The organism is Isoptericola haloaureus, from assembly GCF_036689775.1.
GTDB lineage: Bacteria > Actinomycetota > Actinomycetes > Actinomycetales > Cellulomonadaceae > Isoptericola > Isoptericola haloaureus.
The window spans coordinates 1-347 of the sequence record NZ_JBAGLP010000035.1 but is presented as its reverse complement, the minus strand read 5'-3'; the positions used below and the strand labels follow the sequence as shown (position 1 = coordinate 347).

The following is a 347-nucleotide window of genomic DNA, read 5'->3' as shown; positions in this document are numbered from 1 at the left end:
GCGATCTCGCACACGGGGACCGGCGACCTGGCCGAGGGCCCGATCATCGAGCAGGAGGTCGAGCGGGTCGACGCCTCCCGGGCCGTGCGCGGCCTCCTGGCCGTGGGCGCGGACGCCGAGCGGCGTACGCTCGCTGGCGCGGGGCGGAGGCACGCCGAGCTTCGGGTGCTGCCCAGCGGCCGCCGCACGGACAGCAACCACTGACCGGGGGCGTCCGGGAGCGAGAGGGCCCGGGACGCGCGGGCCCGAGGTGAGGACGCCTCGGCGGGGCGGTCGTCAGACGCGAAGTGCAGGTCGCGCAGCGACCGTGCACGCGACCGCCCCTCCGAGGCGTCCTCACCGACCGG

1 pseudogene is annotated in these 347 nt (G+C 77.8%); it reads left to right on the top strand.

Going from position 1 to position 347, the window contains the following annotated elements:
• Nucleotides 1-204, top strand: a pseudogene (gene purU / locus V5O49_RS00120) (formyltetrahydrofolate deformylase); the annotation flags it as partial.
• Nucleotides 205-347: the final 143 nt, after the last annotated feature.